This is a genomic window from Paenibacillus sp. AGC31 (genome assembly GCF_057334655.1).
In genome coordinates, this window is record NZ_JBHFJH010000029.1 from 34,597 (window position 1) to 53,936 (window position 19,340).

The 19,340-nt window shown below is 39.8% G+C and carries 26 protein-coding genes; 23 read left to right on the forward strand and 3 right to left on the reverse strand.

Features of this window, described 5'->3' with window-relative positions:
- The first annotated feature begins 1 nt into the window (after position 1).
- From ACE04G_RS16540 to ACE04G_RS16550, 3 genes are all read left to right on the forward strand, one after another.
- Entirely contained in the window at positions 2-1,798 is a 1,797-nt protein-coding gene (locus ACE04G_RS16540) for a glucosaminidase domain-containing protein (protein ID WP_486094553.1), read from the forward strand.
- A complete protein-coding gene (locus tag ACE04G_RS16545) occupies positions 1,798-2,208 on the forward strand; it encodes a hypothetical protein (protein WP_449005092.1) in 411 nt (136 codons plus the stop codon). The genes ACE04G_RS16540 and ACE04G_RS16545 overlap by 1 nt, the downstream gene beginning before the upstream one ends.
- Before the next feature lie 174 nt (positions 2,209-2,382).
- Positions 2,383-3,516, forward strand: coding sequence for an SEC-C domain-containing protein (locus tag ACE04G_RS16550; RefSeq protein WP_449005091.1), 1,134 nt, complete (start codon positions 2,383-2,385; stop codon positions 3,514-3,516).
- Positions 3,517-3,562: 46 nt separating this feature from the next.
- On the opposite strand, the gene ACE04G_RS16555 is transcribed toward ACE04G_RS16550, so the two are convergent.
- Entirely contained in the window at positions 3,563-4,270 is a 708-nt protein-coding gene (locus ACE04G_RS16555) for an NPCBM/NEW2 domain-containing protein (protein ID WP_449005090.1), read from the reverse strand.
- 348 nt (positions 4,271-4,618) lie between these two features.
- Here ACE04G_RS16555 and ACE04G_RS16560 point away from each other — a divergent pair, with 348 nt between their 5' ends.
- From ACE04G_RS16560 to ACE04G_RS16570, 3 genes are read left to right on the forward strand one after another with little or no spacing between them, the layout of a single operon-like run.
- Positions 4,619-5,860, forward strand: a complete 1,242-nt coding sequence (locus ACE04G_RS16560) for a DNA polymerase IV (RefSeq protein WP_449005089.1) — start codon at positions 4,619-4,621, stop codon at positions 5,858-5,860.
- Positions 5,857-6,222: a YolD-like family protein gene (locus tag ACE04G_RS16565; protein ID WP_105410512.1), complete on the forward strand. Its 366-nt coding sequence runs from the start codon at positions 5,857-5,859 to the stop codon at positions 6,220-6,222. The genes ACE04G_RS16560 and ACE04G_RS16565 overlap by 4 nt, the downstream gene beginning before the upstream one ends.
- Positions 6,206-6,574, forward strand: coding sequence for a YhjD family protein (locus tag ACE04G_RS16570; RefSeq protein WP_449005088.1), 369 nt, complete (start codon positions 6,206-6,208; stop codon positions 6,572-6,574). Before ACE04G_RS16565 ends, ACE04G_RS16570 begins: the two co-directional genes overlap by 17 nt.
- 244 nt (positions 6,575-6,818) lie before the next feature.
- Here the strand turns inward: ACE04G_RS16570 and ACE04G_RS16575 are convergent, their stop codons facing one another.
- Together ACE04G_RS16575 and ACE04G_RS16580 are read right to left on the reverse strand one after the other, a co-directional pair.
- Positions 6,819-7,055, reverse strand: a complete 237-nt coding sequence (locus ACE04G_RS16575) for a hypothetical protein (RefSeq protein ID WP_449005087.1) — start codon at positions 7,053-7,055, stop codon at positions 6,819-6,821.
- 12 nt (positions 7,056-7,067) lie between these two features.
- Positions 7,068-7,886, reverse strand: a complete 819-nt coding sequence (locus tag ACE04G_RS16580) for a hypothetical protein (protein ID WP_449005086.1) — start codon at positions 7,884-7,886, stop codon at positions 7,068-7,070.
- A 381-nt stretch (positions 7,887-8,267) separates the two neighbouring features.
- Here ACE04G_RS16580 and ACE04G_RS16585 point away from each other — a divergent pair, with 381 nt between their 5' ends.
- From ACE04G_RS16585 to ACE04G_RS16665, 17 genes are all read left to right on the forward strand, one after another.
- A complete protein-coding gene (locus tag ACE04G_RS16585) occupies positions 8,268-8,645 on the forward strand; it encodes a DUF4258 domain-containing protein (protein ID WP_449005085.1) in 378 nt (125 codons plus the stop codon).
- A gap of 213 nt (positions 8,646-8,858) precedes the next feature.
- Complete coding sequence (locus ACE04G_RS16590; protein ID WP_258166600.1) at positions 8,859-9,092, forward strand: hypothetical protein; 234 nt, start codon at positions 8,859-8,861, stop codon at positions 9,090-9,092.
- 85 nt (positions 9,093-9,177) lie between these two features.
- Positions 9,178-9,438 (forward strand): hypothetical protein, encoded by a 261-nt coding sequence (locus tag ACE04G_RS16595; protein ID WP_258166599.1) that lies wholly within the window; start codon positions 9,178-9,180, stop codon positions 9,436-9,438.
- Between the two features lie 28 nt (positions 9,439-9,466).
- A complete protein-coding gene (locus tag ACE04G_RS16600) occupies positions 9,467-9,805 on the forward strand; it encodes a hypothetical protein (protein WP_449005084.1) in 339 nt (112 codons plus the stop codon).
- A 5-nt stretch (positions 9,806-9,810) separates the two neighbouring features.
- Positions 9,811-10,371: a hypothetical protein gene (locus tag ACE04G_RS16605; RefSeq protein WP_105410507.1), complete on the forward strand. Its 561-nt coding sequence runs from the start codon at positions 9,811-9,813 to the stop codon at positions 10,369-10,371.
- A gap of 34 nt (positions 10,372-10,405) precedes the next feature.
- The gene (locus tag ACE04G_RS16610; protein ID WP_449005083.1) at positions 10,406-10,657 is read left to right on the forward strand and encodes a hypothetical protein; all 252 of its coding nucleotides are present in this window, start codon (positions 10,406-10,408) and stop codon (positions 10,655-10,657) included.
- Positions 10,658-10,704: 47 nt separating this feature from the next.
- Positions 10,705-10,890, forward strand: coding sequence for a hypothetical protein (locus ACE04G_RS16615; RefSeq protein ID WP_301882306.1), 186 nt, complete (start codon positions 10,705-10,707; stop codon positions 10,888-10,890).
- A gap of 545 nt (positions 10,891-11,435) precedes the next feature.
- Positions 11,436-12,911: a hypothetical protein gene (locus ACE04G_RS16620; RefSeq protein ID WP_449005082.1), complete on the forward strand. Its 1,476-nt coding sequence runs from the start codon at positions 11,436-11,438 to the stop codon at positions 12,909-12,911.
- 63 nt (positions 12,912-12,974) lie between these two features.
- Entirely contained in the window at positions 12,975-13,514 is a 540-nt protein-coding gene (locus tag ACE04G_RS16625; RefSeq protein ID WP_449005081.1) for a hypothetical protein, read from the forward strand.
- Entirely contained in the window at positions 13,501-14,121 is a 621-nt protein-coding gene (locus tag ACE04G_RS16630; RefSeq protein WP_449005080.1) for a hypothetical protein, read from the forward strand. Before ACE04G_RS16625 ends, ACE04G_RS16630 begins: the two co-directional genes overlap by 14 nt.
- 18 nt (positions 14,122-14,139) lie before the next feature.
- Positions 14,140-14,607, forward strand: coding sequence for a BC1872 family protein (locus tag ACE04G_RS16635; protein WP_449005079.1), 468 nt, complete (start codon positions 14,140-14,142; stop codon positions 14,605-14,607).
- Between the two features lie 153 nt (positions 14,608-14,760).
- Positions 14,761-15,900: a hypothetical protein gene (locus ACE04G_RS16640; protein ID WP_449005078.1), complete on the forward strand. Its 1,140-nt coding sequence runs from the start codon at positions 14,761-14,763 to the stop codon at positions 15,898-15,900.
- Between the two features lie 72 nt (positions 15,901-15,972).
- Positions 15,973-16,983: an HNH endonuclease gene (locus tag ACE04G_RS16645; protein WP_449005077.1), complete on the forward strand. Its 1,011-nt coding sequence runs from the start codon at positions 15,973-15,975 to the stop codon at positions 16,981-16,983.
- Positions 16,984-17,023: 40 nt separating this feature from the next.
- Positions 17,024-17,842 carry a type II toxin-antitoxin system SpoIISA family toxin gene (locus ACE04G_RS16650; protein ID WP_449005076.1) on the forward strand — a complete coding sequence of 273 codons (819 nt, stop codon included), beginning with the start codon at positions 17,024-17,026 and terminating at the stop codon, positions 17,840-17,842.
- Between the two features lie 31 nt (positions 17,843-17,873).
- Positions 17,874-18,023: a hypothetical protein gene (locus ACE04G_RS16655; protein ID WP_449005075.1), complete on the forward strand. Its 150-nt coding sequence runs from the start codon at positions 17,874-17,876 to the stop codon at positions 18,021-18,023.
- Between the two features lie 130 nt (positions 18,024-18,153).
- The gene (locus ACE04G_RS16660; RefSeq protein ID WP_449005074.1) at positions 18,154-18,285 is read left to right on the forward strand and encodes a hypothetical protein; all 132 of its coding nucleotides are present in this window, start codon (positions 18,154-18,156) and stop codon (positions 18,283-18,285) included.
- A 206-nt stretch (positions 18,286-18,491) separates the two neighbouring features.
- The gene (locus ACE04G_RS16665) at positions 18,492-19,286 is read left to right on the forward strand and encodes a hypothetical protein (RefSeq protein ID WP_449005073.1); all 795 of its coding nucleotides are present in this window, start codon (positions 18,492-18,494) and stop codon (positions 19,284-19,286) included.
- Positions 19,287-19,340 lie beyond the last annotated feature (54 nt).

Here is a 19,340-nt window from a genome sequence, read left to right on the forward strand (position 1 = left end):
CGTGATCACACTGTTACCTAGTACTGGTAATACAAGTAATACTGCGGACATGCTCAAAGAGCAATTGAAGCGAAAGGTTAAGCAGAAAGTCCAGAAAAAAGCAAAGGATTTGGTAACTAAGGGCATACTCAAGTCCCCCATCTTTTGGATTGTCAGCGTTTGTTTGATCGGTGTATTCGGCATGTTCTACCTGATCGCCGCAGCCGTATCATCTGCAGAAGAAGTAGCGGGGGAGACTCAGATCTTTGAGGGGATCCTCCCCCCAACCATTTATGTCCGTAATTTCGAACAATCCATCACCAGTGACTATGGAACGCGGAAACACCCCGTTACAGGTGAGGCTCAATCCTTTCACAAAGGTATAGATATCGGGATTCCGGAAGGTACCCCAGTCACGAATTCATTTGAAGGGGTAGTCACCAAAGTAAGTTATCCCCGGAGCACTGATCCGGCCAGCACGCAGAATGCAGGGATCTACGTTACCGTTCAAAGTACGAATCCTCAGATTGGTATGAGCAGCCGGTATTTGCATTTGAGTGAAGCACTTGTTACACCAGGACAATATGTGAGTGTGGGAGACGTTATTGGTCTATCAGGAAACACGGGTCGATCCACTGGCCCCCATCTCCATTTTGAGATGATACCTGAAGGCAAAGAAGCTATTGATCCTAAACCTTTTGTCATGTTGATGTCTAAATTGACGGAAACAGCAAGTATAGAAGCATTCGATGTGGCCAAGAAAATTAAATGGACGGGCGTGGATGCAGAATCTGGTGCCTCATTTGAATCCAATAAGATCTTATACATTAATAATGTGTTTATGGAATCTGCCGCTCCAACATTTACAGATCAAGGGACAATCTATATACGGGAACTGGTGAATGGGGGAATCAACACGGTTCAAGCCATTCTACCGGATGGCAGTGAAGTATCTGAACCTCCCCCAGAAGCCCCTCCCGTGCAGATCCCTTCGGAGATTGGCAATCTCACCAATCCGTTCTTTATTGCTTATGCTTCAGCAGCACAAGAGGAAGAACGTAGAAGTGGTGTACCTGCCAGTATTTCTCTTGCTCAGGCAGCGTTAGAGTCTGGCTACGGAAAACGGTCCATCTGTAATAATATGTTCGGGATTAAGGCAAATAAGAGTTGGAAGGGGCCAACCTGTACAGCCACCACGCATGAAGAGATTGGCGGAATTAGCGTGCAAATTCAAGCGAAGTTCCGCAGCTATAGTAGCCCATTAGCTTCCTTTGCGGACCACTCTGCATTCTTGCTGAAGAACAGCAGATATAAAAAAGCATTGAAGATGGAGAATCCATTCGCTTTTGCCAATGAGTTGCAACGTGCCGGCTATGCAACGGACAGCCAGTATGCGAATAAACTCAAGTCCATTATGCGTTCTCAGAACCTGGTCGCTCTCGATATGAACCGAGGAATTGATCCAACAACAGGACTACCCTTTGAGAATATTGGTTTTGGCGGCTTTGGAGGAGACAGTGGGGGCGTATACAATGGCTTGATTGACTCTATAACTATCACGTTTGGTTTAAGGCAATATTATGGAACCCCCGCGACTGTAGAGAACTCCAGTAGCCCGTTTAGAGATCCGGATACCGGCAAATCGATTGTCAATTTGGAAAACTATAATCGTGTGGTAAACTTAGGATATGGGGGAGATCTTAACCCTCCGAGAATCTTTATGAAGGATATTCCAAATGCCGTAACGGTTACGATCGACTCTACTGGGAAGGATGCACTCCTGGTATCCAATATAGATTATGTAAAGGGGAAATATTGATGAATGCTCAAATTGCGGAACGCTCTGATTCTTTCTTCATGATGAATTTCGAGATCACCTTTAAAGGGGTACAGGCCTGGTTAGACATAGCTGGACACCCTATGGATGATCCTAAACTATTCCGGTTGCTCTTTTCATCCAATTATCTGCAAGAACAAGCAGAAATACTCCGGATGATTGTCTACCGGTACGAAGATGTTTTCTTCCAGGCTAATCGTACAGCATTGCATGAACAAAATTCTGACATACAAGCGGATGTACATGAACCAATACATCAACTGTTGTTAAAAATGATGAATCAGAAAATCATTGCTGGAGAGGATAATGCACTTTTAGATCTGTACCTCATCCTGCAGAAGGATAAACAAAGTGAATTACCTCAATATCCTACGTTACACCGTTTCTTTTAAAGAAAATCTTAAGGCCTCAGTTAAAGGTTAGAATTACCTTTTGTAAATTGGCCCTTTCGCTTTTTATGTGAGTTGAGAGGGCATTTTTATCACTTGTAATATCTTATATAAACATGGGAAAAAGCTTATCACTAATTAGTGTCAATTATGAGTAAGTGAGGGATGAAATAAAATATGTTACTATCTAAAACCGATATTAGTAAATTGAAATTAGATCCTTATGAACAATGTCCCTGTGATTCTGGAGCAAAATTTAAATTTTGTTGCTTTAAAAAAGGGAAATTGTACCCGCCAAAGAAAATGATTGACCCAAGCTACACAGACGAAAGAGTGAACTACATAGTTAAAGAACACTGGAACCAAACTGATTTTGGGGTTTGCCTAGGATTTGATAGTAATCAATGCCAGGGAGATATAAAGAGTGCTCACTCGATACAAAATAACCGGATTTTAAATAGAATAAGTATAGATAGCCATTTGTTCAGTTTAGGTAGTAGTGTTTCAAAAGAAGGTGTGAGGGCTACTCTTGAAAAGATAAGTAAAAAGAAGGCGAGCACTTTTTTTGGCTTTTGTGACTTCCACGATACCAACTTATTCAGGCCAATAGAAGTAAAAGAGTACTTAGAGGAGCCTATACAAGATTTTTTGTTTGCGTTGAAAGGCCATACTATAGAGTATCATAAAAAAATTAGACTTCTCAATTCTATCAAAAGGATGTTTAAGGAAGTACCAAGTCAAATGTTAAACCCAGAATCCGTTTATCAATATAGGGTTGCACAACTTGATGTAAGAGATTATGAAATCGATTATAATTATTTTAAAATGAAATATACAAACAATGAATATGATTGCCTAAGAACAATATACAGAAGTTTAGATTATGAAGTTGGGTTCGCAATGAGTTCTTCTTTTACTATAGAACGAGATATAAATGGTAAAATTTTAAATGAAATATATGCTCTAGGTAATGAAAATATGCCTTCTATATTTCTTAATATCTACCCCACAGAGGGAAAAACAAATATTATTATATCCTACCAGCTTAAAAACGAAGATTTATATGGTGATTATTTTAATCAAATTCTATCATTATCAACTGAAGAATTAATGAATTACTTGAATTATTTAGTTATTCAATATACTGAAAACGTATTTTTTCATCCAGAATTTATTGAAAGTTTGAGCAAAAAACAACAAGAGTCTTTACTGAGAAGTTTTGAAAGTTCATATTATCCACTTGAAGCTATACTTCTTAGTGACGACCAGAATTACTTTGAATTTGATCTTTTCACTAAATTTGATACGTAGAGGATAAAAACATCCAGCCAAGTTGGGCTGGATGTATTTTAATTACTTATTGAAAGAGTTTTGGTTCAGCAACTAAAACGTACGCTTCTCCATCTTTTGCTTTAAATTCGATTTTAAGTTTAAGGACACCTTCGAGATTCACATCTACAGGGATAGCATGATCTCCCCCCTTTAAACCTTCAGAAGATTTTATCACATCACCATCGCCATAGAATGTAACAGTATATTCACCTGAAGTATTTTTAGATTCATCTTCTACACCTACTAGAGCAGTCAGCTTTTTGTATTTCCCATCGAGATTATATTCAACCGAAGTAATTTTCTCATCTGCCCATGAACCGTTTACTTTTGAAAGGATATTATTTCTGTATTCTGTTCCAGTAATGCTTCTATCGGACTCATTAAACCACATACGGTCTCTATAAGCATCAAACCGTGCATAATCCTTTGAACTCAAATTAATTCCGTAGCCATCACGTTTACCAACCCATATTGCTTTGTTCTTTCCATCGTATTCAACTTTTTCACCTAACCCCTCACTAACGAAGCGAAGAGGAACGTATGTAGTACCCTTATATATGAAACTAACTTCACCTGCTGCCTGTTTTTTCTCAACATTGTTAAACATAAACTTAAGATTCGCGATATCGACTGTTACTGAATTACTAGCCGCTAAGGCGGTCGTTCCAAAGATCATACCTGCTGCTACAAATCCTGCTATAAAACCTTTCGAACCTGATACTTTCTTTTTCATGATCTTATCTCTCCTAAATTCAATATTTACCATTTTTAATCATATACCATTACTTATAGTGGGACAATAGTAACATTTCGAGGAAGAATGACATGTCTTTAGAACCATGATAGTGAGTATAGTAATTTTAGAAACGATCTTGAGTATAATTTCCCAAGAAAGAAAACGAAGCAAAAGAGTAGTTTTCATGCATTTATTAATCTACTCTTACTTGGCCAATATCCCACTAGGAAATACATTACACATGGACAGCAAAACATATAAAAATTTACCTCTTGCATAAAGAACGTGTGTTCGGTTTATAATATATACAAACATACGTTCTTTAAATGTACGGGAGTGATACCAATGGCAACTAAACAACGAACAATCATGCTTATTGACATGCAATCCTTTTATGCTTCAGTTGAAAAAGCAAAGATGCCCCAATATAAAAACAAACCCCTAGCCGTAGCGGGAGACCCCGCAAGACGTTCTGGTATTATACTTGCTGCATGTCCACTGGCTAAAGCAAAAGGGGTATCTACAGCTGAACCACTGTGGCAGGCACTTCAAAAGTGCCCGGAATTGATTGTCGTGAGACCCCATATGCAGGAGTATATCGAGGTTTCAACTCAAATTATGTCCATTATTGAGGAGTTTACTGACCTGGTGGAACCCTACAGCATAGACGAGCTATTTACGGACGTGACTGGATCACTGCATCTGTTTGGTAACGACCCCATAGACCTGGCCAAACAAATTCAAGCCAAAATACTTAATGAGACCGGCGTATATGCCAGAGCAGGTATTTCGACCAACAAAGTGATGAGTAAGCTTTGTTGTGATATGATCGCTAAAAAAATTGATGGTGGAGTATTCTTTTTAAAGAAGGAAGAACTGCATAAACATATCGGGCATAAACCTATACGTGAAATGTGGGGAATTGGATCGAGGATGGAAAAACATCTTTGGAAGATGGGGATCCGGACAATAGAAGATCTTGCCACTACGCCATTATTCAAGCTAAGAAACAAATGGGGGGTTAATGGAGAAGTCATATGGCGGGTTGCCAATGGTTTAGACGAAAGTCCGGTATCGATCTCAACACATAGCGTTCAAAAGGATATTGGAAACGGAATGACTCTTCCTAGAGACTATGCAGAGGCCTGGGAGATTGACGTGGTCATTCAAGATATATGTACAGAAGTTTGCAGAAGAGCCCGCAAAAAGGGGCTGATGGGCAGCGTCGTTTCTGTCAGCTCCACTGGTGCAGATTTCGACCGGCCAACGGGGTTTCATAGACAGATTAAGTTACCTGACCCCACCAACATAACCGTGGATGTGTGTAGGGTTGCTAAGAAGCTATTTCATCATCACTGGGACGGACAGCCTGTTCGTCGTGTCAGCGTATCACTCTCTAATTTATCTAATGCGGACACGTACCAATTATCTTTATTCGATGATCAAGAGCAGAAACGGGCGATTGATCGAGTCATGGATGACATCAAAGATCGATTTGGCGACATTGCCATACTACGAGCGAGCTCGATTACGGCTGCGGGTCAAGCGATAGATAGAGCATCTAAAATTGGAGGCCACTATAAATGAGCAAAAAACTGGTAGCTAACGGATTATGGGAATCCAATCGGATGATGTTGCCGCAGCATAAAGAACGAATCAATGAACACCATGCAGAAAAAGACTATAGAGATAAACCGCTCTTACACGAAGATGAACGAGAGATCATTGGACAGAACATACGGATGTCTCTTAATTATACGTTGGAAGCTACCCTCGAAGTGTTTAACAAAACCGGGAGTACATTTATACAAGGGATAGTTACGTCTGTAAGTAACACTGGAAAACGAATTAAGATCGAATTAGAACAGGGTTATGATTGGATAGATTTTGATAAGCTACTCTCCGTTCGACTTAATGATGGAGGACCTGACTTTGAAACAGACATCTGAAGAATTAGCTTTAGTAAAGAGACACGTAGAAATCCCCTTCTTAATGGATACGATCGAGGAGGATAAAAAAAGAATATCCGCTTCAACGTTAAAAATGAAGGCTGCTTATGCGGATCATCTGGACACGATTCAGAGAAGGATCACTATCGAAATGGTTGAACTGAAGAAAACGCTCAAGCAAAAAGATATTAAAATAATCAAGCAGTACAGATCTACGGAAAGTTTAACTGTAGACTATTCCACTCGCGGATATGAACATAAAATGACACTATTATGGAGCAAAGTGAAGGTGGATATCACATTGATTCTTACAGAGTACATGCATGTAGACATCACAAAGTTTTCTCAATAAGTCCCCTCTCATCTTTTGTGCTAGATAGGAGAGGACGACTTCAATTACTTGGATAAACAATCCTTTTTTCCCTTTTAAAATTGGATCCGCTGTCATGTTCTTTCGAGAGATGAGGGGAATACACATCAGTTCAGGCTCGTAACAATATGGTGATAAAGGGGATTAGACAACACTTTCTATGTATAATCTGATAAATATATCATCGTCTTCACTAACCACCCAATTAATCGCTGTTAAGTTCTAACTACTGAAGTAATAGTTTAATCATTTTGAGAATTTGATCCCAGTTTATGAGCATAATAATACTTGCGATCACAGAACATATTATCGCTGATATCCAGGGGTGTTTACTAAACCACATCTTATTTTCATTATCAATTTCTTTAGCTGCTTTTTTATTACCTTGAATACTAACATTAGCATTATCACCGATTGCATTATTGTCACCAATATTTGTGTTCTTTCCAATCTTTACTGGCAAATCATCACCCCTTTACTTTATGGACGCATTATCTCCAATTGCATTATTTTCTCCAATTTTGGTATTTTCCCCAATAGTCGTACTCTTATCTATTCCACTTACTATGTTCTGGATTTGTGGCACTTTTTCATTTAATTCTGCAAAAGGGAGTTGAGCGTTTATTGTTTTAAGCGAATACTTTAGATTTTGCAATTTTTTTCTTATAATTAGTCCCGAATTAAGGATTGGGGAATAATTAATATATATTTCCACATGAAAAGGATTAACCTTGGGTATCCCGTGAAAAAAGAGTGGCTCTATAAATTCTCTGTTGTGTAATGCTTTCTCTATTGCCAATTGCTTAGGATAGCTCCAATGCTGATCAGCTGTCTTTTTCAAATCATAATAAATTTCTTCCATACCTTCAAACCGGAGTATTATTGAGTTCTCGGCACTAGCATCCTCAAAAATTGGCTTAACTTTAGATAAGAAGTTGTCAAACTCAAATAGAAATTCTTCACGAACAGGAAGATCTTTCATAAAATTATCTTTAGTGTGCTCATCTAATATAGAAAACTCACTACTTATTTCACTGTATAAATCAAAAATTGGTGTACTAGGTACTCCAAAGTGAGTAGTATACATGTTCGCGTATTTCCCCTGTACTAACATTCCATGTGACTTATCTAATGTGTTGTACAATTTCTCTAACTCATTAATGTATTCTAATGTTTTTTTATTAAACGGTTCAATTTCTTCTAATAATGCATCAATTTTTGATATGTACTCTACATTTTTATCTATCTGTCCGTCTCTTAATTTTTCGTGCATAGGTGAGAGTTTTTTCCCCATATAATCATCTCCTTACATTGTAGTTGTAGTGTGATTATTATTTTATGATATTATATGTTTCTTGTCACTTCAGTTCACTATATTAGACACAATTTATCATTTAAAATAGTAACAAGTTTAAATATTATAGTTTCTAAATTGGAAGTATATGAACCTATATGTTGTCCATCTTCCCTAATTAGGTTATAATCACGATATTACGAATAACTATTAATTTTCTCGGCTGATATAATTCAGCTGTAGATGGAGCAGTTGTCAATCAGACAACGTATAAGATTGCCTTGAGGTAAATTAGTGTATGGCCTATTTGGTCATGCCTATTTTAACTTTCAGGGCTTTTTTTGTGTCTAAAAACAAATGACATTAAAGGGGGCTATAGAGATGGACCACATGCAAAATTATTGGTTAGATGAAATGGAACGCATATTAAAAGGTGTTAATAAACAGGATGGGTACATCACTACAATTTCCCGCCACTATATCAATGATCGTCTGCACAATGAGAATTATCCTGATCGTGTATTCGATGAACTTGATATCGTCTGGGCTATCGCTCATGGACAAATTGTCGAAGGGTTTGATAGTGGAGATAAGGGACGTAATCCTGAGCCTGAACGCACCATTGTTGGGCCAGCTATGTCTGGTGACTGGATTGTAGCAATCGTTCTCCTGAAGACAGATAAGCGATTTATCGTAAAGACTGTTTTTCCGGTGAATGACAATCCCAGATACACGAAGTACATACCTAATAATGAATAACGGGATGTGAGGATATGCCTACAAAAGATCGCCAGCAAGCACTCATGCTGCTAGCTTATATCATCGGGATCATCCTGGTGATCGATCATTTGGTTTTTGGCTAAAATGGACGGAAATCTTTTGGTGATTTTCTAAACTCATGATAAAATAAGGTCATAGGAGGGATGCTGAATGAGCTCTCAATGTGACCGGTGTAAAAAGGAGATTATAGAAATGACGACTTCAAATCAACGGCGTTTTGACGGGGGTACTTTGATTGTTACGGATATCCCCGTACAGAAATGTGGATGCGAGGAAGAGATTCACCTCGCGGATGGCGCGTTAATGGCAGGCTATGCACGATTGCTGGCTTCACACAAGATTGTTGGCAACGTCACCGTCTCATTAATGGATTTGGAAAAGAACTTCTCTATGCAGGATTTCTTTCCAAAAAGCGCCACTTTGTAATTAGTCAATTTTTATAGGATGAAATAGGGATGCTGCTATATGCAGCATCCCTTTTTTTGTTCCTAAAAACAGGGAGGAAATAGATATGATCAAAAAAGTTTCGATTCGCCTTTGCCAAAGCTTTATTTTTGGCGGGTTAGCCATTGTTGAAGTTGCTGGCGAAGAGATCTGTATTGACTTTGATGTAGCCACAAGTGGTCCTAAATTGATTGTGGTTGTGGGTGGACGTGGAAAAGCAAATAAAGTTGAAGAGTCTGTTGCGGCTCATTTTGAAAAAGAGCTACTAGAGCTCATTTCCAAACATAACGTGCTGCAACAAATCGGCGACTATCTCATTTCCGCATAAAAAGTCAAACAGGGGAGGTTCAATAGATATGGATTCCAAGAAAAAGAAAGTATGTCTTCTCGTGAATCTGGGTGGGTTTGAAAGACGAATGAGCGAAAACCTGCAGATGGCTAAAGCACTTGGTTATACCGTTTATGCCTTAACTGGAGATGGACTTGTTGATGTTGATGTTGTTCCGCTTGTACCAGTCAACGTGATGGAGTTATCAACCGCGGAATTGTTCATTTGGTCTTCATTGATCAACGAACAGTTACAGGGCAGTGGCTTTCATCGTGAAGATATGGTTTTATTCGCTGCCGGCCGAAGCTATCGCGGAATACTCCCCGTTGGCACTACCATCGGTCAAGGCTTTCGGATTGGAGCGTGAGCCACATGAATATTCGTTACATCGCCTTCAAATGGCACGTGGATGCCAGGATTGATGCAGTTAAACCTGTAATTGAGCAGCTCACCTTCCGCCCAAAAGGACAGAATAACTGGGTTAGGAAGATTAACGAACATACGTTGGAAATTGAACATCGTGTTCGAATGAGCGATCAGGAACGGTCCTATTTTTGGATACGGTTTTCCCATCCTTCTGGCAATACAGATAAGACGGCACTAACCCGCGCGCTGTCAGAATGTTTTTTCGCAATGAATGGTCATTTCAAAACATATGTAAATTGGCTGCAAGTAGCCTTTGATAGGGATAAGATACGCTCCGTTTTAGGTTATACAGAAAAAACATCGAACATATGGACCAAAACTGTTGATAAGCAACTCGGTTTTACCGTGTATCCCATTCAGGATTACTATCTTTTTGAAGTCAAAAACCTGGATATACGGAAAACGATTAAACATCAGCAATACGCTGTATGGATCGATGAAATTACATATAACTTAACGGGGAAAGAGCAGCCAGACGATCAAATAGGATTCGAACTGGTTGGATAGTTATTTAAACAAAAGTTTCGAGGAGGATTCTGTAATGACAACCGAACTATCTGATGCACAACATGGCAACATCCTAACTTATGTAGCGGCATTGCCTGGAGATATTGGTCAAAATATCTTGTTGTGCATTGAAAAATGGGTGAACGGAGAGCAGGCTTTCGGGTACCCCCACCCGGTGCAGGTATGTAGTAATGTTCAAGCCATGCACAGCCGCCAGCCGATTCTAACAGATCAGCAGTGTCTAGATTTACAGATCTTAAAAATGCATTTAGGGCAAGCAGTCTAAACGCTCAATCTGGTGAACATATAAAAATCATTATTGGAGGGTTACAGATGAAAAATGTAGCTGATTATAAAGGAAAATTGATCGTGGCCACTTTTAATTTAACTGGTGATGTTCTTGCAAAAGGTAGGGTCATTGATACGGCTGGTTGCAACATGATTTTTGTTCTACAGGAATCCGGACATGAAGTATCTGTGACCGTTCATGAGAACACTACGATTAAAGTTATCGCTTAAATTCACAATAGACATTGAAGCAACACATGCAAGAAGCTGGAGGCAATAGATAATAACATATGTTGAGGAGGGAGTCCCTCTGCCGCAGTTTGGGGCAGTGCCCCTTCTCGGTATGGGCGCATAACGATGAACATGAATAACATTCAGATGATGAAATTACAGTATCAGGCTGCACACCGTAAAAAGTTGTTGACCTACACTGTGATCGGGAAGATTCTTTCTCGTAGTTAAGTTCTGAGTTCCTGCAAGAAGCTGGAGGCAATAGATAACATTATACGTTGAGGAGGGAGTCCCTCTGCCGCAGTTGGGGCAGAGCCCCTTCTCCGGTATGGGCGCATAACGATGAACATGAATAACATTCAGATGATGAAATTACAGTACCAGGCTGCACGCCGTAAGAAGCTGTTAACCTACACTGTCATTGGAAAGATTCTATCCAGGAGTTAGAGGACTGGATTGATTATAGATAACTGAGACTTTTAAGAGTGAACCCCTGAATTAATAAGGGGTTCTTTCTTTTTTTATGACAATGAGGAGGTAATACGTTGAAACTGAAAGCGATAGAAATGACTGGCTTTAAAAATTATGCAGAGTACGCTTCTATATCTTTTGGCAGGATTAACCGCATTGTCGGTGATCGGGATAGAGGAAAAACCGCGCTCTGTGAAGGTATCGTATGGTCAGTCTTAGGTTGTGATCTTCAAGGCCACACCAAAGGGATTAAAAAATATGTGCAAAGCTGGAACACCAAGCATACCCGAGTTCTTACCGTATGGGAGATTGAAGGGTATGACCAGCCAGTATCCATTTGTAGAGAGATAAAGGGGAAAACCGTTCATCTCTTCTTAAATGAAGTTGAAACCACTCAGAAGGACATAGACGCTATTGTGGGCCAAACCGATACATTCCTTTGTATTTTCGTTCCTGGCTATTTTGATTCTCTTACCCAGGTGCGTAAACGGAATGTACTCCTATCCCTCATGCCAAAGATTGAGTATTCAGCAGCAATGGCATGTCTCTCTATCGAGGATCAAGAGCGTCTAAAAACGATGACGGATCCTGTGGACCTTCTCAATGAACTTAATGTCGAGATGAATGAATGGAACGAATACATCGGAGATATCGAAACCAGAATCCAGAAAATACGTATTGCCAGTAATTTCAATGGTGGTGAAGATACCAATTCTGAGATTACTCGAGAACTAGAAGAAAAAACGGCAGAACTGAATGAACTTTCAGCGGTCCAAGGTCCATCTATCCCAGATTATGTTACTGAATGGGAATCCGATCTTATTCTTCTCGGGAAGCGATATAGAGAAACGCACGATGAATGGCATGCCATTTATTACGATTGGAAGCCGGAGGATGCAGAGGGGAAGAAGGAACGTGCCCTTCTGATACAAGTAAAGAAAACGGAGTGCCAAGCCCTGCTAGATGAGGGTGTGCAAATAAAAGAGAACATTTCTCGTATGTATACACAGCACGAGGAAGAGACAGAGGACTTTAAACAGCGGAAGGAGCAGGAAATGCAGTTTTTGCAATCGGATATTCAGCGTCTGCAGGTCAAACAAACAATGTTGGCCAAAACCAGTGTTGATTCCGAGAAACTGCCACATCTGCAACAGAAGTTGTTGGAAGGCCAGAAAGAGCAAAGAGAGATTTCTCTTCATATTCAGGCTGTTCAGCATTTTCTACTGCAATATGCGCAGCTGCAGGTAAGTAAAGCCAACCTGCAGATGACTTCATCTGAAATTGTGCTGGAACGGCGAACTGTGAAGGGCGTAATCCGACTGCAGCACAAATTGCTCTATCAAGGAAAAGAGTTTGGTTTAACCAGCTCAGAGCAAGCGCGGGTTTCTCTTGATCTGTCTCGTTTGGAGGAAGAAGTAAACGGCCGTTCAGTTCCCGTTTTCATTGAACACGGGGAAGCTGTACAGAATTTTGGAGAAGAACAAGGACAAATCTTTGTGACGTCCATGATCCCCCAGGCCGAGCTTTCTTATGAAATCATTGTGGCGTGAATAGGATAGGAGACAGTGCTGATCCAGCAACTGTCCCTATTTATTTTGAAGGAGGTAATATAAATGCATATGTTCATTGTAAGTGTACTGAGTAGTTTGTATTTTGTAGTTCTGTTTATTGTAGCGATCATCCTGGGTTCCCTCTTGGTGACAGCTAAAAATAAACTGACGGGGAGATATTTAAACCGGTATTATATTGTCAGTTATAAGGGGAACGGCGTATACGAGCTGCATTTCAATCCTCTTTTTGGTTTCTACTATGCCAAACCAAGCAAGTACTTTGAATTGAGACGTGCCGCGGTTAGCATTTTTGAATCCAAGTATCCGGATACCAGCCTTTTTGCGATTACGTCCACATTACAAGGTAAGTACGCTAAAGATGGTATAGAAGGTATTACAGTAGAGGAAAATGCATGGAAACGTTTCGTTGGGAGACAGATCAATTATTTTGTGATTCTGAGAAATCTGGCAAACTATCAGAAACGCCCCCGTACCTCTGAGTGGCAATGGATGCATTTGATTCGGCGGGTCAGAGAGACACCCCCACGCAAATACTGGATAACAAAGAATCCGGAAGGAACCATCCACCATGAATCCATTTAAAACGTTGGTTAAAAGAGTAACCCGTTCATTTGAAACTCTTTTTGGATTGGTCCCCTGGGTTAACGTCTACACGGTGAGCCGTGCTTATGGTGGAGCAGAAGCTGGCGGATGGTATTACCGGAAATATAAATGTGAGCAGAGTAAACAAACTTGGCGATGGGCTTCTGATGCACTTCAGTGTCAGTTACAACGGAAATTCGAAGGGTTAGCCTGGGGAATTCTTTCATCTGAAACAGATGGACAAGAGATCGTCGTTCTTATTGAACAACGTAAGGCCGGCAAAGAGTATGTATCTCGTCCGCCTTATGAGCCCCAGTATATCGTAGAGCAGCCTGATCGAGTGAAGTTGGAGGCGCTGGAGCAACAGAAAGCAGCACAGGAGATGAAGCCTGCACCCAAGGCTTATAGAAAAAAGAGACCTTCTTTCTGGTCCAACTCTTCTTCTCATAAAACCAAGCTTTTAAAACAAACCTCATCCAAACAAATGAAGCGTTGTCTCCGATGCAATGGTACCGGAAAAACTCGCTATAAACATATACAGAATGGTGTTTGTTTTATGTGCAAAGGCAGCGGGAAAGTAAGAACGTACCGAAGTAAGGCTTCATAGAAATGGAGGAGCTCTATTATGCTTATAGAAAATCACTTTCAGAAGGATTGTTACGAGATCATGCGAGCAGATTACCTTCAAACCCTTACGAAAGATGAGATCCGGCGATCGCGCATTCATTGTGAAAAGCAACTTAAACAGTTCGATAGCATGGATATGGAGAAACGAAATGAATATATCGCTCTGGAAGTAATGAATTGGTCCCGTCATACGGTAGAACCACCATTTTACATTACTCAGAAAGATTATCTTAAAGTAGATTCCTTTCAACCTGCTCAGGAAATAGGGTCAGCGTTCCTTGTCTTTAATTATGTACTGGTTGAAGATAAAACATCGCTGGTGGCATGCGGGTCCGGTAAGGGCCGATTCTGGGCTGTCTACTATGAAGATACGTTCATTGGTGTTGGAGAAACAGCAGAAATGGCTATTTGTAAGGCATCCATCGTAATTAATGATGCTGTAGTCATGAAGCTAAATACGGTTTGATGTAATATGCCTCTTTCTGCTGCAGGTACTCCATATGGAGTCTGCAACTAAAGAGGTTTTTTCATCTTGTCCGGAAGAAATACTATAAAGGGGGGGAAAGCTCCAATCGTTAAATGTCGGCTTTATTGCCGTAATTATCACTGGAGCACATGTATGAATCCGAAAGATACATTCTATAACCGGAAAGCCAGAGAAAAGGAACGTTCATTTTTCTCTAACAGAGGGAGAGGCGGTTCTGTTGTCTACACTATCAAGACAGGACGGATCAATACGATTCAAAAAGTGACTGAGAGATATGTCTATATCCGATCAGAGAATGGACGCGCCGACAATCGTATCCCTCGGGATAGCATCCGTCGAGCACTGGCTCTATTATTTTATAGACGTGTGACTACTCTCAAGGCTCTTAATAAGATTAACGCTTATTCAAGTGCAATGGCAGCCATCATCAAAGCTATAATGGTCGACATATGCAAAGTGGTGAAGACGAAGTCCGGTGCCGTTCGATTAACACTCCGCGGGTTGCGATATATTTTTAGTGGATTAAGTAAATCGAGAAGGGATATAGAAATTGTGAAAGAGTTTGGGGGGCGCTTTATTCTGCTCAATTATTTCACGATCCGGAATGATCCAACAAACCAATGGAAGCAGACCATTATAGAGTTAGGGTTTGACTATAAATGCGTCATTATAGACCCTGGGGAGAAGACATTATATGATGCTGCCAAAAAAGGGCTGCCCGTTAAGCCGATCGACATTGATGATTATGCTGCATTTGTCAGGCAGCATAGTGATATCATATACCAATACCTAACACTTGATATTATCGGTGATTCAGCCGCCACCCAACGTAACACGAATTATTTGGCTCTGAAGGTCGGCCGTAAGCCGGTACCGGTATATCATATCCAAAGCGATATGGCAGCTCTGCAAGAGTTAGTTGATGAAGAACATGAACTTATTGCAATTGGTGGCAGTGCCCTGAGATCCGTGAGCACACAGCGGAGAGAAAGAGCGTTTGAAGAGATATTCAGAAAGTATGGAGACTCTGTTAATTTCCATGCATTAGGCCTTGGATCGTTGAACTTGCTGCTGAAGTATAGTTGGTTCTCTGCTGATGCCAGTTCCTGGCTTAATGCTCGTATATTCGGGAAGTTACAAACGTTGACTGGACAATCTATCGTGCCCCCTTACATGTCAAGCGAGGCAGCACTCGGGTTTAATGTAAACCTGCTCGTCTCTCTGGAGGAGAGGTACTATGATCTTCAAACAACGATAGACATGTTTGTATAAAACGAAGAACCTCCTTGCGGGGGTTCTTCGTTTTATAACAGCCCTAAGGTATAATTAAATAGAGGTGATATTATGAAGATAGATGAATTTGAGTTCTATTCCAAGCACTACCGTACAGAATACTTTGTCTTTAATTTTGTTTCCGACATGATTCTCGGGGATAAAAATAATCGAGTCTGTCGGTTTTGTGGATTGAGCTCTCCAGAAGTGAAATTTGAAAAAAAGGCTCATGCCATCCCTGAATCAATAGGCAACAAGCATGTGCTAACTTATTACGAGTGTGATATGTGTAACGAATTCTTTGGTAACACCTTAGAGAACAATCTCGGAAACTACAGTGCACCATTGAGAACACTCTCACTGATAAGAGGTAAAAAAGATAAAATTCCTGCACATAACAAAAAAGGCATCGATGTAAGAGCAAAAGATCATATAGTTCACATTAAAGTTGATCCAGATTCCTCATTTGTTGAATATGATGAGGAGGCGGGAGAAATCACCCTGACCTTAACAAGGTTGCCATACATACCCATGGAAGTTTATAAGGCATATGTAAAAATGGCCCTTTCAATGATGAACGAATCTGACTTCAAAGATTTCCCTATGACGTTAGATTGGATTAAAGAGACCGACCATATGTTGAAGCGGCCCAAAGTACACTTGTATGCCTATACTAAATTCGTGGAAGGATTACATGTATTTCCCGTACCTGAGGTTCATCTACTGTATAGACAATCAGATGCCCCATCTTTTTTACCATATGCCTGGATGATTCTTTGTACAGGAAACCAAGTGATTCAAATCATGATCCCCTATAGTGATAAAGATGAGGGTTTCAAAAACTATTTGGAACAAAAAAATACTTGGAGGTTTATTCCTCATCCAGAACTACTCAGAGAAGGTGCTTCAGACAGATTAGACTGGTCTGGAACGGAGATGATTTATAACGAGCCTATGCAGCTTACCCTTGTTTCAGTTCCAGGTCAGATAACAGTAGATGACGAGTATGATTTTAGTGAGTTGCTGCTAGAACTAGGACTTGAAGAAGACTTTAAGGAGTTCATGGCCAGTAGGGAATCTTAAACCCTAGAATCCTTATATTTTATTTATTTGGAGGAACCTCATGTTTTATTTCGGATGGATGGCCATTGGCTTTATGGCCATAGCGGGACTCGCAACGGTAATACACTGGTACAATCGTGGTTGGTATGAAAGCAATTTGTTGAACATCCGTAAAACGTCCTATGCCATTATGGCACTTATTTATTTCGGGATGATTTTAGCCGGTCACATTCTATTAAATGATTGGGTACAAGCCGTACAATTCGCCAGTATAGCTATCTTCATTGACCTGGCTATTTTAGAAACACCAAGTATTCAAAAAATCGGAAATACAGAATTCAAAAAAAATGATCAAATTATCGAAAACACAATACGTGATAATGAACGGATCATTCTCTCTAGTTTTCAGAAAACAGCTCAATTTACTGCAGTTGTTCAATACTCACAACATCATTTAACTGAGCTTACAGATGAGCAGAAGGATCAGTTGCCAGAGTGGGATTTGTACTCGTCTATGTTAAAAGAGTATCTTCGATATTACACGGATACTTTCGGCTTACAGATCTCAACTACATCGATTCAATTCGATAGCGACCCAGAAATACGCATGACTAACATAAGGAATTCTCTCTCTCAGATTGAAAGAAGCAACAGTATTCTGATCCCTGAAGAGAACAAAGAGGAAATGAGTAAAGAATTAGCAGAAGCAGCAGTTTACGTGGTAGAGGAAGGAAATACGATTTGTGTACCTTTCTTCGGATCTACCAATAGTTTCATTATCACTATCCAAGCAGCGGAATCTGGAACCATATTGAATGGGATTGATGCTAATAATATTGTTAATCTAGTCCAGATATTTGATTGGTTCATAGATGGGTAGTGTGGTATATTAAGTATACGAGGTGATATTTATGACACTTTTTAAACAGTCTAAAAAAATTGATGCAACCCCGGATAAGGTTGTTGTTCGGCGGCCTAAGACCACGATTGAGAAGAATATGGGCCTAGAAAAAATTTTGAAAGCAAACGATAACGTGCTGAATATCCTTAAAAATAGATAATTACTGTTTATGTGCTCCAAGATGCTCTATGAAATTTCATAGAGCATCTTTTTTATTTCTTCTTCTGATAGTTTAAAAGTCTACTATAATGCCAACCCTTGTTAACAAAACGATAGGGGAGCTGGCTTACGTGAGAAAAAAACCACTTATAAAACCTGCAGCTAATGATAAACCTAACACCACAGTGCCCAACTGGGGAATTAAAAAGATATTAGACCAAAATAAAAAAGTATTGGATCTGCTCAAGAAACGAAATGAGTAATAGAGGCACCGGGGAATGGGTATCGATCTAGTTTATATCTCTTGTTGGTCATTTTACAATTTATTCTATATTCAGAGTTAAATATTTGAGCCAGCAGCTTCACGACATTGCGTTGCCAACTGCGAAAGACCTACTGGCCTCTGAACATGAATAATTATTTGAAACACGAAAATACTACCCTAAGATTAAACTATAGGAGGTTTGAAATGGAAAACAGATCACTATCTGCTGTCGCAATAACAAAAATGTCCACTAAGTTGTTTTTAGCAGAGCTCGGAAATGCAGTTTCTTCTTCGCTAGAAGTTTTAGGGTTAAAGCCATATGTAGACCAGTCTCAAGATAAAGATAATATGAAAATATACCGAGTACTTGGACGCAGACCAGACAATCTCGATTGTAACAGCACTGTATTGATAGCAACGAATGTAAAGACTTTCACCGAAAGCATTGAATGTGGACGAGACAAAGTCGTTTCAGTGTTTATTCTTCAAGGAGAAAAAATCCCTTACGTAAGCCTTAAATACGGAATATCGCTTTTTGATGACTTCAGTACAATTACAACTACCTTTATCCAACAAGCTCCAAACAACCTAGTTTTAGCAAGAGATAGCGTAGTAATAACGAAAAGAATAGAAAAAAGCTTCGCATACAGATGGGCTTTTGATAATTCGTTTAGGCAAAATGGTGGGAAATTTTGGTCAGGAGCATGGATGCAAGCAAATCCAGATGGAAGCTTAGTGGGCCATTTAGAAAAGATTAAGAACGAAGGGAACGTACTACCGATTACATTTGGTTTTGAATATTGGTTTCACGATGCAGATGATGAACCGTTACATCCTCAAGATGGTGAGGATGTTCCATTATATCTTCCATGTAGAAAGACAATATCTTATGGGGTGTCATATGGTTCAAGTGACAAGACAGAACATGATGGTATATTGAAATTACTGTGGGATCGACTGGAAACAGGTTATTGTCGCCGCGCTGTTTATCTTGGATAGATGTAAGCAATAATTTAGAAGACTAAGCATAGGGTACGATTTTATTAGTAACTT